Here is a 14,870-nt window from a genome sequence, read left to right on the forward strand (position 1 = left end):
GCGCTGGTATCGGCGGTTGCTCCGCCTCTATCCGAAGCCTTATCGGGAACGGTTCGCGGTCAGCATGGAGCAGACGTTCACCGACCTCCGTCGCGAGCGGGCCGGGGTCCTCTGGATTTTCACCGAGACGTTCGCGGGCATCGTCCGGGAGCGTGCGACAGACCTTGGGAGGCTGGCGATGACGAGCAACGTCTTCAGGATCGTCAAGTTCGCGGCACTGGCCGTCGCCGGCCTGATGGTGGCGGGCATCGTCACGGTCATGCTGCTGGCCCGCGGCACCGGCGAAGACATCACGGGCGTGGTGGCGCCGGCCCTGCTGCTCGTCGTCCTCTCGGTGGTGGCCTTCGTCGTCGCGACCGTCATGCAAGGCCGGCAGCGTAAACGCGACGTCGCTGGCTAACCGGACGGCGACAGGAGCGCTGCTCGTTGGAGGCGGCACGCGATCAAGGTCGGATGGTCGTCCTCGACCACGCCTTCCAGGACCTTGATCGCGCGCTCGTAGAACGACAACGCTGAAGTGTCCAGACCTTGTTGGTGGCACAGCGTTCCGAGGTTCGTCAGCGTGGTCGCGAGCTCGGCGTGGTCCCGCCCGAGTGTCTCCTCCTTGATCGCGAGCGCACGCCGATAGAGCGGCTCCGCGCGAGCAAGCTCGTCCCGCCGGTGATGGAGGCTCGCGAGGTTGTGCAGGCACACGGCGACCTCGTAGTCGTCAGGACCGTGGATCCGCTCGAAGACCGCCAGCGCCTCGTGGAGGAGCCGTTCCGCCTCGTCGTCCTGGCCGAGGCCGTCGAGGATGGCGGCCAGGGCGCACTTGTCGGCGGCCACGTCGGGATGGTCGGCGCCCAGCGCCCTGATCCGGATCTCGACCGCCCGGCGAGCCGGTCCTTCCGCCTCCGAAAGCGCGCCTCGAGCATGGGCCAGCCCGCCGAGGTTGTGGTAGATGCTGGCCAGATCGACGTGGTCCGGGCCCCGGACTCGCAAGATGATCGCTAGCGCCTGCTCGTACAACGCCTGGGCCTCGTCGAACCGGCCCAGGTGCTTGTAGGTGACCGCCAGCGCGTTGTAACGCTCGGCGACCTCTAGAGGCTCCTCAGGAGGTGGCATCGATCAGGTTCGCCTTCACTGGCAGTCGGCGGCCCACGCTCCAGGCCAGCAGAGCGACGACCCCCAGCGTGGCGATCAGGACGGCGAACAGGCCCTGCCCATGGCCGGCGGCGATCACCAGGCCCGCGACCCCGGGCCCGCCGATGTAGCCGACGGTCCAGGCGAGCGCGTACGCCCCGTTGTAGCGCCCCCGAAGCGCATCCGGCGCGAGGTCGTTGACGATCGCCGGGACCGTCGGCGAGACCAGGGTTTCACCGATCCCGAAGAGCACCATCGCCGCCACGAACAGCAGCGGAACGGCTTGCCAGCCGGCGAACAGGGTCACCGCCCAAGCCGTAGCCATGAAGGCGGCCGCCAAGGCGATGCCCCGAGTGCGGCGTCGACCCGTCATCAGCCGCAACACCACCAGCTGGGCCACCACGACGGTCACCATGTTCGCGGCGAACGCCAGCCCCAGGACGCGCGGGCTGAGACCACCGATCGAGGTGGCGTACGCGGGGAAGGCCGCGTGGTACTGCGCGTAGCCCGCCATCACGAGCAGGAAGACCAGCACCCACATGCGCAGGAACAGCCGATCCCGCAGTACGTCCCGGTAGCTGCCCGACACGAGCGAGGGCGCGGTCGCATCAACGCGCACGTCGGCGAGCCGGGCCAGGACAGCCGCGAACACCAGGAACGACGCCGCGTCGAGCAGGAACAAGAGCACGAACGTCGACGGCGTCTGGAAGCTCACGATCAACGCGCCCAGCACCGTGCCGACGCTGAGCCCCACGTTCAGCGTCGCGTGCCGCACGGCGAACACCTGCGGCCGTTGCGCGGCCGAGACCGTGGTGGCCAGCAGCGCGTCCTGCGCCGGCAGCAGCGCTGCCATGCCGACGCCGTAGACGAAAGTAGCGGCGAACCCCTGCCACACCGTGTGCACCAGCGCGAGCGCCACGGCGCCGGCGGCCGCCACCACCAGGCCGGCGATGACGGCGCGCCGTGCTCCGATCCGGTCCGCGAGCCAGCCACCCGCCGGGTTTCCGACCAGGCCGGCCAGGGCCACAGTGGACAGCATGAGCCCGGCCACCCCGAGCCCGATGCCCCGCACCTGATGCAGATAGACCAGCAGGAACGGCAACGTCAGCCCACTGCCGAGAGCGGAGATGGCGTCGCCGCCCAGGACGAGCCAGGCGCGGGGCGAGAGCCGGGGTACCCAGCTACTTGCGGATCTTGACCAGCGTTTCATTGTGGTTGAGCGAGAGGCCGCGACGGACCTTCTTCTTCTTAGTGGGTTTGCTGGCCATGTCTTCCTCCCCGTGAAGAGACTGCTCTCCCACCGGTATACCGGAGCCTGTCAAGCGACCGGTTCCCACCGGCCCGACTTCATCGAGCGGTAGCAGGCGTCCACGACCGTGTTGACCACCCAGCCGTCGTGGAACGTCTCCAGTGGAGGCTCGCCGGCCGCGAACCGCTCCACGAAGTGGCGCATCTCCTGCGAGAAGCCGTACGCCCGGGTCTCCTCCGGCACCGGGTAGACCCAGCCGGTGTCCGCGTCGGCCTTCTCCACCAGATACCCGACCGGCTTGGTGATGAAGCCCCACACCGGCGTCGACGCGGTGTCGGTGACCAGGCGCCCGGCGCTGCCGACGATCTCGTGCCGCAGCTGCATGCCGCCCTGCTCGACCCAGGAGCTCTCGATCGAGGCGACCTGACCGCCGGCGAACTTCAGCAGCGCGATCGACGTGTCCTCGCCGGTGGTCTTGTCCTGGTGGGCCATCGTGGCGCCCCACGCGAACACCTCGACGATCGGGTTGTCGCGGCCGAAGAAATGCCGGGCCGACTCGATGGTGTGGCAGCCCATGTCGAGCAGCGCGCCACCACCGGCCGTCTCGGCGTCCCAGAAATGGGGCGCGTGCGGCCCGGAGTGTCCCTCGCGAGCGCGCAACCACAGCACGTCGCCGATGCCGCCGGCCGCCACGATCTCGTGTGCCTTGGCCAGGTTGGGGGAGAACACCGCGCTCTCGGCGTACCCGTGCCAAACCCCAGCGGAAACAACCACCTGGAGGATCTCGGCCGCCTCCGGACCCGTGCGGGCCAGTGGCTTCGTGCAGATGACGCCCTTGCCGGCCGCGGCGACGAGCCGCACGGCCTCCAGGTGCACCTCGTTGGGCAGGGCCACGATCACCAGGTCGACGGCCGGGTCGGCACACAGCGCCGCCATGGTGTCGTGTGGTCTCGTGTCCCGCCCCGGCTTCGCGGCGAAGGCGGCGGCCCGCTCGGGGGAGCGGGAGTAGTGCGCCACGAGCCGTGCGTCGCGGACGTCGTCGAGCGCTTCGGCGTAGGTCTCGCCGATGAACCCGGACCCCAGCAGGCCGACCCCGATCATGGATCCCTCCAAAACCAACAAGTGGTACGCGGTGGACCCGCACCCTAGCATCACTACAAACCAAAGCTGTACCTCTTGTTACCACTGGGTCTACCTGTATATGCTCCCGCACCAGGCGCCGGCCACCGGGGGGAGCCGCGCGATGGCAACGATGACGAGAGGCAACTCCATGCGTGCATTCCGTGCGTCCGTTGCGCTGGTCGCGGCGGCGGCAGTCGTCCTGACCTCGGGCTGCTCCCCGTCGGCGAGCGGCGGTGATTCCGGCAAGGTCGTCCTCACACTCGGCAGTTGGCGCACCGAGGACCTTGCGATGTGGCAGGACGAGATCCTGCCGGCCTTCGAGAAGACGCACCCGAACATCGACGTCAAGTTCACCCCGACCAATACCAATGAATACAACGCCGCGATCCAGTCTCAGGTGGACGGCGGCACCGGACCCGACCTGATCACCTGCCGGCCGTACGACGTGAACCGGTCCTGGATCAAGAAGGGCTACTTCGAGAAGCTCGACGGCAAGCCCATGCTGGGCGCCTTCGACCAGCTCGCCCTGGACCCGTGGGCCGGCGACGACGGCAGTCCCTACTGCCTGCCGACCGCCGCGGTCCTGGCCGGCTTCTTCTACAACAAGGACATCTTCACCGAGCTCAACCTGAAGGTGCCGACCACACAGGACGAATTCCTGTCGGTGCTCAAGGCGGTCAAGGACAACGGGAAGTACGCGCCGCTCGCGCTCGGCTCGGCCGAGTCCTGGCAGCTCGCCTACAACGGGCTCTACAGCATCGGCCCGGCGTACTGGAAGGGCGAGGACGGCCGGCAGGGGCTCATCAAGGGCACCAAGAAGGTCACGGACCCTGACTTCGTCGCCGCCTTCGACGCGTTCGACGCCTGGAAGCCGTACCTGCCAAAGGGTTCCGAGAGCCTGAAGTACGCGGACATGACGCAGCTGTTCGCGCTCGGCAAGGCCGCGATCCTGCCCGACGGCTCCTGGGACATCAACCAGGTCGCGGTGGGCAACCTCAACGTCGGGGTCTTCGGCCCGCCGGCGGCGACCGCGGGCGGCGAGCGCTACGTGCAGGAGATGCCGGACATGGCGATCGGCATCAGCGCGGCCAGCAAGCACAAGGCCGAGGCGGAGACGTTCCTCGCCTGGACCGCGACGCCCGAGTTCCTCTCGCTGTACGTGAACAAGCTGCCCGGGTTCTTCTCCATGGGCAAGGAGCCGGTCACCTACACCAACAAGCTCGCGCAGGAGTTCGCGGATCTCAAGCAGGGCGCCAAGCTCACGCCGCGGCTCGGCCTCGACCGGCTCAGCGCCGGCACGCCGCCCTTCGACGACGAGGTCTGGCGGGTGCTGCAGCTCATGTACACAAAGGACATGAGCGCGCAGGACGCCACGGCGGAGCTGCAGAAGGGCCTGTCGGCCTGGTACGGGCCGCAGCAGCAGAAGTAGCGGCTCGGACGGGGATGCGCCCGGTGCGCATCCCCGTCACTACCGAAAGGAAACGCTCCGTGCGCAGGGCCAAATACGGCTACTTCCTCGCGTTCACCGTGCCCGCGCTCGCGGTCTACGTGCTCTTCGCGGCGCTGCCGCTGCTGAACTCCATGTACTACAGCCTGTTCGACACCGACGGGGAGGTGGCGCGGTTCGTCGGGCTCGACAACTACCACTACCTGTTCACGAACCCGACGACCAGCGAGCGGTTCTGGAACGCCCTCGTCAACAACCTCGAGTTCTTCGCGATCCACCTGCTCGTCGAGGTGCCGGTCGGGCTGTTGCTGGCCGCGTTGCTGACCTCCGGGCGGCTGCGCCGGTCCACGGGCCTGTACCGCACGTTGCTGTTCATCCCGACCACCCTGTCGGTGGTGATCGTCGGTTTCATCTGGCGGCTGATCATCAACCCGCTGTGGGGGCTGGTCGACTATCCGTTGCTGGGCAACGAGAACACCGCGCTGCCGACCATCTCGCTGATGTCGGTGTGGCAGTACGTCGGGATCCCGATGATCTTCCTGTACGCCGCGCTGCTCGCCGTGCCCCACGACGTGCTGGAGGCGGCCCGGGTGGAGGGCGCCGGCGGCTGGACCACGTTCTGGCGCATCAAGTTCCCGCTCATCGCGCCCCAGTTCGGCCTGATCGCCATCCTGACGTACATCTGGACGTTCAACGGGTTCGATCTGGTCTTCGCCCTCAACGGCTCCGCGCCCGGCCCGAACTACAGCACGGACATCCTCGGCACGCTGTTCTACCGCACGTTCTTCGGTTCGAGCGGCCAGCTCGCCGACCTCGACCTGGGCGCGACCGTGGCCAGCGTCATCTTCCTGATCATCCTCGTCATCACCGGCGCGTACTTCGGTCTGTTGCACCGCCGGCTGAGGTCGTACGAGCTGTGAGTGGTGGACACATGAAGACCTCATCCGAGCGCGCCGGCACTCTCGTGGTGCACGGGCTGCTGATCGTGTTCGCGGTGCTGGCGATCGCGCCGATCCTGCTGATCGTGGTCAACTCGTTCAAGACGACGCCGGCCATCTTCGAGCACCCGTTCGCGCTGCCGACCGCCGACACGTTCAGCGCGGCCGGCTACGAGCGGGTCTTCCAGCGTGGGCACTTCGTCGCCAACTACCGCAACAGCCTCGTCGTCACGGTGGGCAGCACGGTCGCGACGCTGGTGCTGGCGACGCTGGCCGCGTTCGCGCTCACCGAGTACAAGGTGCGGTTCGCGCCGCTCGTCGGCGGGTTCTTCGTCGCCGGCATCATGCTGCCGATCCGCCTGGGCACCGTGCCGATCCTCAAGACGATGATCTCGTGGGGCCTGATGGACACGCTGACGGCGCTGGTCCTGGTCTACACCGCGATGAGCCTGCCGCTGGCGGTGGCGCTGCTGATGACGTACTTCCGGTCGGTGCCCCACGACCTCAAGGAGGCGGCGCGGATCGACGGCGCGGGCGAGCTGCGTACCCTGTCGATCGTCCTGCCGATCGTGCGGCCGGGGCTGGCCGCGGTCGCGTCGGTGACGATGCTGCCGATCTGGAACGATCTCTGGTTCCCGCTGATTCTCGCGCCCAGCCAGGAGAACCAGACGGTGACGCTCGGCGTGCAGCAGTTCGTCGGCCAGTTCCTCAACGACTACCCGGCGCTGCTGGGCGCGCTGACGCTCGGTGCGGTGCCGCTGGTGGTGCTGTTCGTGGTCTTCTCGCGGCAGTTCATCCAGGGCCTGAGCCAGGGCATCGGCAAGTGAGGCCCTCGCTAGCGCGGCCCCCACGCGGGCCGGGACGGGTTGCTGCGCAGGAAGAACGTACGCAGGCGGTAGCGGTCGCCGCGGTAGCGCACCACCGACGAGAACAGCGGCCGGTCGGTCGGCGTGAAGACGAGCTGGCGCATCACCAGCACCGGCTTGCCGATCTCGAGCTGGAGGTGCTCGGCGAGGTAGGCGTCGGCCTGCTGCGCCTCGACCGTCGCGTCGGCCTTGACCGGGTCGAGGTTGGCGGCGGCGAGGTGGTCGTAGAGCGAACCGGTGCGGAAATCCACGTCCATGACGCCGGGTACGAGCTCGGCGGGCACCTGCGTGAGGTCCAGCGCGATCGGCACGTCGTTGAGCAGCCGGACACGTTCGAGCACGAACAGCGGCGTGCCCGGCGCGATCGACAGGTGCTCGGCCTGGTCGAGGTCGGCCGCGACCACCTCCTGCCGCAGCACCGTGGAGCTCGGCGCGAGGCCCATCCGGTCGGCGGTCTCGCTGAACGACTCCAGGCTGTTGGGCCACTCGCGGGCGCTGGCGCCGGCCGCCACGTACCACCCGCGGCCGTGCGACGAGCTCAGCGCGCCCTCTTCGACCAGGGTGGTCAGCGCCTTGCGCAGCGTCACCCGGCTGATGCCGAGGCGTTCGCACAGCTCGCGCTCCGGAGGGAGCCGGCTGCCCGGTTTCAGCGCACCCGTGGCGATCTGCTCCTTGATCAGGTTCACGGCCTGGATCCAGAGCGGCTCGGGGTGGTCGGCGCGGATCGACGTGGACATCGCAGCCTCGGTCACCTTCGCATCATCGCGGAAGAGCACGGTTTGTGCAAACCACAGAAGACCAGAGGGTACGTGGGGTCCGGTCGTTTTCCAGGGTTTAGTCCGTGTCTAGCGATTGGCTGAGTTGCCACCCTGTACCAGCCCGGCAGAATTGGTATTGTGTGGTCGCCATCCGGTATCACATTGGTCAGGGGAGGATTCGCCGTGGTTGAACCATCGAGCGCGCTCGCACCGCTTCGAGCCGAGGAGATCTCGGCCGCGCGCGAGCTTCTTGTCCACAGTGGGCTGCTGACCGACACGACCCACGTGGCGTACCTCGGGCTGGTGGAGCCGGACAAGCGGCACCCGGCTCCGGCGCGGCGCTTCCGGGCGATGCTGGTCGACATGGGCGACGGCACGTCGCACGACGTGGTGGTCTGCCCCGCCGAGGATCGGGTGGTCTCCTCGACCCGACTCGAACCCGCCCGCGACGGCCAGGTGCCGGTCGTGATGCTGGAGTTCGCGATGGTCGAGGAGATCGTGCACAAGGACGAGCGCTGGCTCGCCGCCATGCACCGCCGCGGCCTGACCGACCTGTCCGTCCTGCGGGTGCAGCCCTTGTCGGCCGGCGCGGCGATGACCGACTCCGAGCGCGGCCGCCGCCTCCAGCGCACCTTCACGTTCCTGCAGAAGCACCCCCAGGACCTGCCGTGGGCGCACCCGGTCGACGGTGTCGTCGCGTACGTCGACGTCATCGCCCGCGAGGTCGTCGACGTCGTCGACGCGGCGCTGCTCGCGGTGCCGCAGGAGGACGGCAACTTCCACCTGGCCGAGTTCAACGGCCCGACCCGCGAGGGCTTCAAACCGATCGAGATCACGCAACCGCACGGTCCGAGCTTCACGATCGACGCCGACAACGTGCTCTCGTGGCTCGGCTGGCAGCTCCAGGTGTCCTTCGACTCCCGCGAAGGGCTCGTGCTGCGGGACATCTCCATCGCGGAGCGGCCGGTGCTCTACCGCGCGTCGATCGCCGAGATGGTGGTGCCGTACGCCGATCCGAGCCCGCAGCGGTGGTTCCAGACGTTCTTCGACGGCGGCGAGTACCTGCTGGGCAACTTCGCCAACTCGCTGGAGCTCGGCTGCGACTGCGTCGGCGACATCACCTACCTCGACGTGGTCGTGGCCGACAACGCCGGCCGGCCGCGCACGATCCCGCAGGCGATCTGCATCCACGAAGAGGACGCGGGCGTGCTCTGGAAGCACACCAGCAGCTTCACCGGCTCCAGCGACGTGCGGCGCAACCGGCGGCTCGTCGTCTCCTTCTTCGTGACCGTGGGCAACTACGACTACGGCTTCTACTGGTACTTCTACCTCGACGGCACGATCGAGCTGGAGGTCAAGGCCACCGGTGTCGTGTTCACCTCGGGCCACCCCAGCGGCGACTACGCCTACGCGACCGAGGTGGCGCCGGCGTTGGGCGCTCCGCACCACCAGCACCTGTTCAGCGCGCGCCTGGACTTCACCGTCGACGGTCCGGACAACTACGTCGAGGAGGTCGACGCGGTCGCCGTGCCGCGCGGGCCCGACAACCCGACCGGTACCGGCATCACCCAGCGGGTGACCCGGCTGCGCAGGGAGAGCGACGCTCCCCGGCTCGCGGACGGCAACCGGGGCCGGGTCTGGCGGATCGGCAACCCCGCGGTGACCAACCGGCTCGGCCGCGACGTCGCGTACGTGCTGCACCCGCAGGGCCAGCCCGCGCTGCTCGCCGACCCCTCGTCTGACCTGTGCGCGCGGGCCACGTTCGCCACCGGGCACCTGTGGGTCACCGCGTACGACCCGGCCGAGCAGTATCCCGCGGGCGACTTCGTCAACCAGCACCCCGGCGGCGCCGGCATGCCCGCGTGGGTCGCCGCCGACCGCGACGTCGACGGCACCGACATCGTCGTGTGGCACACGTTCGGGCTGACCCACTTCCCGCGGCCGGAGGACTGGCCGGTCATGCCGGTCGACACCACCGGCTTCGTCCTCAAGCCGGCCGGCTTCTTCGGCCGCAACCCGACGCTGGACGTTCCGGCCAGCGGCGGCAACCACTGCCACGCCTGATCAGCCCTTCACACGTACGGAGAACAGCTATGTCAACGCCGGAGGGTCACATCACCTTCGCCGCCGCCCGCGCACAGCAGCAGGGCGTGCTCGAGGGTGCGCTGCAGCGGTTGGGTGCGGAGGTCGCGGCCAGGCAGGCCGACGGGTGGTTCCGCGGGCCGGGTCCGATCTTCGTCGCGATCGGCGCGAGCTTCGCCGCCGCGTGCGCGCCGACCTGGACCCTGCGATCGCGGGGGATCCACTCGTGGCGGCTGAGTGCCGGCGACCACCCGTTGCCGTACCCGGCCAGCCGGCACCCGCTGCTCGCCGTGTCACAGAGCGGCCGCAGCGCCGAGACCCTGGCCGTGCTGAGGTCGGTGGATCCGGAGCTTCGCTACGCGGTGACCAATGTGGACCCGTCGCCGATCGGAGCGGCGGCGGCCCGGCCGCTGTCGCTCGGCGACCTGCCGGACAGCTACGCGTCGACGATCGGCTACACCGCGACGGTCGCCGGGCTCGGCATGATCGCCGAGGCGTGGGACGGCGGGCGGGTCGACCCGGGGTGGGCGCTGCTTCCGGAGCGGATCGGTGCTCTCGAAGCAGTGCTCTCGGAACGGGCCGATGCTCTCGCGGCGACGTTCGCCGGTGCGCGGTCGGCGGACTTCGCCGGCGCCGGCCCGTCGGTCGGGTCGGCGGAAGCCGGTGCCTTGCTCTTCCGCGAGGTGGTGCGGCTGCCGGCGACCGCGATGAGCACCCGGCAGTACCTGCACGGCGCGATGGAGTCGGCCGGCGGCACCGCGCACGTGCTCTTCGGCGACGAGCGCGAGACCGGGGTCGCCCGCACGCTGTCCGGCGCGGGACACCCGACGATCCTGGTCACGACCGACGACGTGCCGCCGGCGCCGCTGCTCCAGGTGGTGCGGCTGCCCGCCGTGCCGCCGAACCAGCGGGCGATTCTCGAGGCGATCGTGCTCCAGGTGCTCGTCGCCCGGGCGGCGGCCCAGGCCGACGTCGACATCGAGGAGTTCGTGTTCCACCACGACGACACGAAGGTGCCGGTGCTGTGAGCGTGTTCGTCGGTCTGGACATCGGTGGGACCAAGACGCACGTGCGGGTCGAGGCCCCGGACGGCACGCGGCTGGTCGACGCGGTCTTGCCGAGCGGCGACTGGGCGGCGTCACCGGTGGACGCCGCGGCCGGCTGGATCGCCTCCGTGGTGGCGCGGCACGTGCCAGCGGGTGCGGTCGTCACCGCGATCGGTGCCGGCGCACAGGGGTGTGACACCGAGGAGCACTGTGCGGCGCTGGGGTTGGCGTTGACGGCGGTCACCGGGGTGCCCTCGACGGTCACCAACGACGCCGCGTTGCTCGTGCCCGCCGCCGGTCTCGTCAGTGGCATCGGCGTGATCGCCGGCACCGGCTCGATCGCGGTCGCCGTGCGCCCCGACGGGAGCCTGGGCTTCGCCGGTGGGTGGGGCTGGGTGCTCGGCGACGAGGGGAGCGCGCCGGCGCTCGTGCGGGAAGCGGTGCGGGCCGCACTCACCCGGCACGACGCCCGCGGGCTGCCCGACGTACTGCTGCCGATGCTGCTCGAAGCCTTCGGGGTGTCGAGCGCGACCGGGCTCGCCCGCACCGTCAACGACAACACCGACCCGACCCACTGGGGCTCGCGCGCCCCGGCGGTGTTCGAGGCCGCCGCGGCGGGCTCGGCGGACGCACACGACGTGATCGTCGCCGGCGGGGCTTCCCTGGCCGGCCTCGTCGGCGTCCTGCTCTCGTCGGCCCCTACCGGCGGCTCGTCGGGCCCCGCTGGGGCTGCGTCGTCGGCCCCCACCGGCGCCACGTCGGCTCCCACCTGCCCCACGTCGGCCCCAACCGGCGCCGCATCGGGTGCCGTCGGCGATGTCGTGGCCGCCGGTGGCGTCATGACGAGCCAGCCGGCGCTGTTCGCGGCGTTCCGGGACGCCGTCGCCCGCTCGCACCCGGACCTGACCATCCATCTGCTGGACGCATCGCCGGTCGCGGGGGCGGTCGCCCTCGCCCGGCGCCATCCCCATCCCTGAGGAGCTGTGATGTCCACCCTTACCTCTCTGGACAAGGCTTCGGGCGAGGTTCTCGGCACCGTCCCGGTGGCCGCGACCTCCGACGTCGACGCCGCGGTCGCGCGGGCCGCCGCGGCGCAGCCCGCCTGGGCCGCGCTCACCTACGCCGAGCGGGCGGCGGTGCTGCGCAAGGCCGCCGCCGCACTCACGGAGCGGTCCGCCGCCGCCCGCGAGCTCATCCTGCGGGAGACCGGCTCGATCCCGGGCAAGGCCGACTACGAGATCGGCGCCGCGAGTGCCGAGCTGCTCGAGGCCGCCGCCCTGGCCGCCCGGCCGGTCGGCGAGGTGCGACCGTCCAACCACGCGGGCCGGTTCAGCCTGGCCGAGCGGGTGCCGTTGGGCGTCGTCGCGGCCATCACCCCGTGGAACTTCCCTCTCGTGCTCGGAATGCGCGTCATCGCGCCGGCGCTCGCGCTGGGCAATGCCGTGGTCCTGAAGCCGTCACCGGAGACGCCGCTGTCTGGCGGCGCGCTGCTGACCGAGGTGTTCGCCGCGGCCGGCCTGCCCGCCGGCGTGTTCGAGGTCGTGCAGGGCGGCGCCGAGGTCGGTGAGCGCCTCGTGGAACACCCGGCGACGGCGATGGTGCACTTCACCGGGTCGAGCGCGGTCGGCCGGGCCATCGCCGCCACGGCGGGTGGGTTGCTCAAGAAGGTGTCGCTGGAGCTGGGCGGCAACAACGCGCTGGTGGTGCTCGACGATGCCGACCTCGAGCAGGCCGCGATGATCGGTGCCTGGTCGAGTTTCCACTACCAGGGCCAGACCTGCATCACCGCCGGGCGGCACGTGGTGCACGCGGCGATCGCCGACGCGTACGTGGCCGAGCTGTCCCGCCGTGCGGCGGCCATCGTGGTCGGCGACCCGTACACGGGGCAGGTGGGTCTGGGTCCGATGATCAACGAGCGCCAGCATGCCCGCGCCGCCGCGATGCTCAAGGAGGCGGTCGCCGCCGGCGCGACGGTGGTCACCGGCGGCGCCTCGGACGCCCCGTTCTTCCGGCCGACGGTCGTCACGTCCGTCGCCACCGACATGCGGCTGTGGCGCGAGGAGATCTTCGCCCCGATCGCGCCGGTGCTCGTGGTGGCCGACGAGGAGGAGGCGGTGCGGGTCGTCAACGACACGGAGTACGGCCTGGTCAACTCGGTCCTGACCGCCGACCTCCGGCGAGGGCTGTCGGTCGGCCGCCGGCTGCGCGGCGGCATGGTGCACGTCAACGACGCGACCCCGCAGGACGAGGCCCTGGCCCCGTTCGGCGGCATCGGCCTGTCGGGCCTGGGCGGCCGCTCGGGAGGCGACGACAACCTGGAGGAGTTCACCCAGCGGCGCTGGCTGACCACCACCGATCTTCCGGTGCACTACCCGTACTGACCCGGGCCCAGCTGGGTATGAGACAGGCATGAACCAGGCCTGGACGGAGCGGATGAGCGGCGGCACGGGCTTCGTCGCCGCTCTCGACCAGAGTGGCGGAAGCACACCGAAGGCACTCGCGCTGTACGGGGTGCCCGAGTCGGCGTACTCCTCCGAGAAAGAGATGTTCGACCTGATGCACGAGTTCCGGACGCGGTTGATCACCGCGCCGGGGTTCACGGGCGAGCGGATCCTCGGTGCGATCCTGTTCGAGCAGACGATGTCCAGGGACATCGACGGCATGCCGGCGCCGCGCTACCTCTGGGAGCGCAAGCACGTCGTCCCGTTCGTCAAGGTCGACGAGGGGCTGGCGGCCGAGACCGACGGAGTGCGGCTGATGAAGCCGTTCACCAAGCTGCCGGACCTGCTCGAACGGGCGCTGGAGCGGCAGGTGTTCGGCACGAAGATGCGCTCGTTCATCGCCCGCCCCGATCCGAGGGGCATCGACGAAATTCTGGACCAGCAATTCGCGTACGCGGGACAGATCCTCGACGCCGGCCTCGTCCCGATCCTGGAGCCGGAGGTCGACATCGAAAGCCCGGAGAAGGCACGGGCCGAGCAGTTGCTCAAGGAGGGCTTCGTCGCTCGGCTGGGTGGGGTGCCGGACGGCCAGCAGGTGATGCTCAAGCTCTCGATCCCGACGGAGGACGACCTCTACCTCGACCTGATCGGGCATCCGAAGGTGCTGCGGGTGGTCGCCCTGTCCGGCGGCTACTCCCGCGACGAGGCCTGCAGTCGGCTCGCCCGCAACCACCGGTTGATCGCCAGCTTCTCGCGGGCCTTCACGGAAGGGCTCGAACGCGACCAGGACGACGAGGTGTTCAACCAGCTCCTCGGCACGTCGATCGCGGAGATCTACGCGGCGTCGACCACCTGACAAGCAGACTGCCCGGACCCGTGCGTGGTCCGGGCAGTCTGGGCTTTGCTGTTACCAGTCGTGTCCGGTGTTGGTGCTGCGTGCGGCCTGCTCGATCACGCCCGCCACGACATCGGGCCGGCTGACCAGCGACAGGTGGCCGGCCCGCACCTGGGTGATCTTCGAGTTGGCGCGGTTGGCCATGAACCGCTGCTGCGCCGGCGGGATCACCTTGTCCTGCGTGCCGAGCACCCACCAGGAGCGGATGGTCCGCCAGGCGGGCGGGCCCGAGCCCTCCATGGCGGCGCTGGCCGTGAGTGGGCGCTGGACGGTGTAGAGGACCCGCGCCGTGCGGGCGGGCACGAGGTTGGCGAACGACTGCAGGAAGACGTTCTTCTTGAGGTAGAGGTCGGCGTCACCGGGCGGGGCGCCGGGGTAGGGGACGAAGTCGAACACCGTCTCCGGAGGACCGGCCAGAGCGGAGTCCGGCCCCGCGAGCTCGTTGACGCTCTCGCCCTGGTCAGGCGCGAACGCGTCGACGAAGACCAACGCCTTGACGTTCCGGTTGCCGAGGGCCGCGTTCGTGATGACCGCGCCGCCGTACGAGTGTCCGGCCAGGACGATCGGCCCGGGGATCGTCGACAGGAAGTCGGCGATGGTCTCGGAGTCGGTCGCCAGGGAGCGCAGCGGGTTCGGGGGTACGCGCACGTCGTAGCCTTCGTCGAGCAGCCGGGACGTGACGGCGTTCCAGGACGAGCCGTCGGCCCAGGCGCCGTGCACGAGCACGAGCGTCGGCTTCTGCTGCGGGTGGTGGCTGGGTGCGGCCGAGGCGGGCCCCGCCGCCGCCAGGGAGAGAGTCGCTACGACGATCAACTGGAACAGGTACCGCCACCACGGGATGCCGGTCTGGGCCTTGTTCAACGAAGCCTCCTACGAACCGTGACTGTCGGGCCGTGTTGACCCA

General features: G+C 70.0%; 14 protein-coding genes. 9 read left to right on the forward strand and 5 right to left on the reverse strand.

The features are described from left to right. The first annotated feature begins 64 nt into the window (after positions 1 to 64). The gene (locus tag CHC05_RS26870) at positions 65 to 400 is read left to right on the forward strand and encodes a hypothetical protein (protein WP_144022788.1); all 336 of its coding nucleotides are present in this window, start codon (positions 65 to 67) and stop codon (positions 398 to 400) included. Here the strand turns inward: CHC05_RS26870 and CHC05_RS26875 are convergent. The 3 genes from CHC05_RS26875 to CHC05_RS26885 form a co-directional block, all read right to left on the reverse strand. After that, positions 397 to 1,104, reverse strand: coding sequence for a tetratricopeptide repeat protein (locus tag CHC05_RS26875; protein ID WP_089253354.1), 708 nt, complete (start codon positions 1,102 to 1,104; stop codon positions 397 to 399). The genes CHC05_RS26870 and CHC05_RS26875 overlap by 4 nt on opposite strands. After that, on the reverse strand, positions 1,091 to 2,332 hold the full coding sequence (locus CHC05_RS26880) for an MFS transporter (protein WP_089253355.1): 1,242 nt from the start codon (positions 2,330 to 2,332) through the stop codon (positions 1,091 to 1,093). The genes CHC05_RS26875 and CHC05_RS26880 overlap by 14 nt, the downstream gene beginning before the upstream one ends. A 108-nt stretch (positions 2,333 to 2,440) precedes the next feature. Next, positions 2,441 to 3,472 (reverse strand): Gfo/Idh/MocA family protein, encoded by a 1,032-nt coding sequence (locus CHC05_RS26885; protein ID WP_089253436.1) that lies wholly within the window; start codon positions 3,470 to 3,472, stop codon positions 2,441 to 2,443. 169 nt (positions 3,473 to 3,641) lie between these two features. Between CHC05_RS26885 and CHC05_RS26890 the strand changes: the two genes are divergently transcribed. The 3 genes from CHC05_RS26890 to CHC05_RS26900 are packed head-to-tail and all read left to right on the forward strand — an operon-like array spanning position 3,642 to position 6,705. Next, positions 3,642 to 4,922, forward strand: coding sequence for an ABC transporter substrate-binding protein (locus CHC05_RS26890; RefSeq protein WP_179266389.1), 1,281 nt, complete (start codon positions 3,642 to 3,644; stop codon positions 4,920 to 4,922). 59 nt (positions 4,923 to 4,981) lie between these two features. Continuing rightward, complete coding sequence (locus CHC05_RS26895; RefSeq protein ID WP_089253357.1) at positions 4,982 to 5,860, forward strand: carbohydrate ABC transporter permease; 879 nt, start codon at positions 4,982 to 4,984, stop codon at positions 5,858 to 5,860. An 11-nt stretch (positions 5,861 to 5,871) separates the two neighbouring features. Next, on the forward strand, positions 5,872 to 6,705 hold the full coding sequence (locus CHC05_RS26900; RefSeq protein ID WP_089253358.1) for a carbohydrate ABC transporter permease: 834 nt from the start codon (positions 5,872 to 5,874) through the stop codon (positions 6,703 to 6,705). Between the two features lie 8 nt (positions 6,706 to 6,713). On the opposite strand, the gene CHC05_RS26905 is transcribed toward CHC05_RS26900, so the two are convergent. Beyond that, a complete protein-coding gene (locus tag CHC05_RS26905) occupies positions 6,714 to 7,496 on the reverse strand; it encodes a GntR family transcriptional regulator (protein ID WP_245871235.1) in 783 nt (260 codons plus the stop codon). Between the two features lie 189 nt (positions 7,497 to 7,685). Between CHC05_RS26905 and CHC05_RS26910 the strand changes: the two genes are divergently transcribed. The 5 genes from CHC05_RS26910 to CHC05_RS26930 are packed head-to-tail and all read left to right on the forward strand — an operon-like array spanning position 7,686 to position 13,927. Next, a complete protein-coding gene (locus CHC05_RS26910; RefSeq protein WP_089253359.1) occupies positions 7,686 to 9,566 on the forward strand; it encodes a primary-amine oxidase in 1,881 nt (626 codons plus the stop codon). A gap of 29 nt (positions 9,567 to 9,595) precedes the next feature. Continuing rightward, a complete protein-coding gene (locus CHC05_RS26915) occupies positions 9,596 to 10,612 on the forward strand; it encodes an SIS domain-containing protein (protein WP_089253360.1) in 1,017 nt (338 codons plus the stop codon). Further along, positions 10,609 to 11,607, forward strand: coding sequence for an N-acetylglucosamine kinase (locus tag CHC05_RS26920; protein ID WP_089253361.1), 999 nt, complete (start codon positions 10,609 to 10,611; stop codon positions 11,605 to 11,607). Before CHC05_RS26915 ends, CHC05_RS26920 begins: the two co-directional genes overlap by 4 nt. 9 nt (positions 11,608 to 11,616) lie before the next feature. Then, positions 11,617 to 13,011, forward strand: coding sequence for an aldehyde dehydrogenase family protein (locus CHC05_RS26925; RefSeq protein WP_089253362.1), 1,395 nt, complete (start codon positions 11,617 to 11,619; stop codon positions 13,009 to 13,011). A gap of 28 nt (positions 13,012 to 13,039) precedes the next feature. Further along, complete coding sequence (locus tag CHC05_RS26930; protein ID WP_089253363.1) at positions 13,040 to 13,927, forward strand: fructose bisphosphate aldolase; 888 nt, start codon at positions 13,040 to 13,042, stop codon at positions 13,925 to 13,927. A 51-nt stretch (positions 13,928 to 13,978) separates the two neighbouring features. Here CHC05_RS26930 and CHC05_RS26935 read toward each other — a convergent pair whose 3' ends face one another. Continuing rightward, a complete protein-coding gene (locus CHC05_RS26935; RefSeq protein ID WP_245871236.1) occupies positions 13,979 to 14,827 on the reverse strand; it encodes an alpha/beta fold hydrolase in 849 nt (282 codons plus the stop codon). Positions 14,828 to 14,870: the final 43 nt, after the last annotated feature.

It is taken from the genome of Asanoa hainanensis, assembly GCF_900188485.1.
In the GTDB taxonomy this organism is placed as follows: Bacteria; Actinomycetota; Actinomycetes; order Mycobacteriales; family Micromonosporaceae; genus Asanoa; species Asanoa hainanensis.

Excerpts from the sequence above, each read along its gene's own strand:
- CHC05_RS26915 (WP_089253360.1), top strand. The coding sequence starts at position 9,596 with ATGTCAACGCCGGAGGGTCACATCACCTTCGCCGCCGCCCGCGCACAG.
- CHC05_RS26880 (WP_089253355.1), bottom strand. The coding sequence starts at position 2,332 with ATGAAACGCTGGTCAAGATCCGCAAGTAGCTGGGTACCCCGGCTCTCG.
- CHC05_RS26930 (WP_089253363.1), top strand. The coding sequence starts at position 13,040 with ATGAACCAGGCCTGGACGGAGCGGATGAGCGGCGGCACGGGCTTCGTC.
- CHC05_RS26900 (WP_089253358.1), top strand. The coding sequence starts at position 5,872 with ATGAAGACCTCATCCGAGCGCGCCGGCACTCTCGTGGTGCACGGGCTG.
- CHC05_RS26925 (WP_089253362.1), top strand. The coding sequence starts at position 11,617 with ATGTCCACCCTTACCTCTCTGGACAAGGCTTCGGGCGAGGTTCTCGGC.
- CHC05_RS26875 (WP_089253354.1), bottom strand. The coding sequence starts at position 1,104 with ATGCCACCTCCTGAGGAGCCTCTAGAGGTCGCCGAGCGTTACAACGCG.
- CHC05_RS26890 (WP_179266389.1), top strand. The coding sequence starts at position 3,642 with ATGCGTGCATTCCGTGCGTCCGTTGCGCTGGTCGCGGCGGCGGCAGTC.
- CHC05_RS26885 (WP_089253436.1), bottom strand. The coding sequence starts at position 3,472 with ATGATCGGGGTCGGCCTGCTGGGGTCCGGGTTCATCGGCGAGACCTAC.
- CHC05_RS26870 (WP_144022788.1), top strand. The coding sequence starts at position 65 with ATGGAGCAGACGTTCACCGACCTCCGTCGCGAGCGGGCCGGGGTCCTC.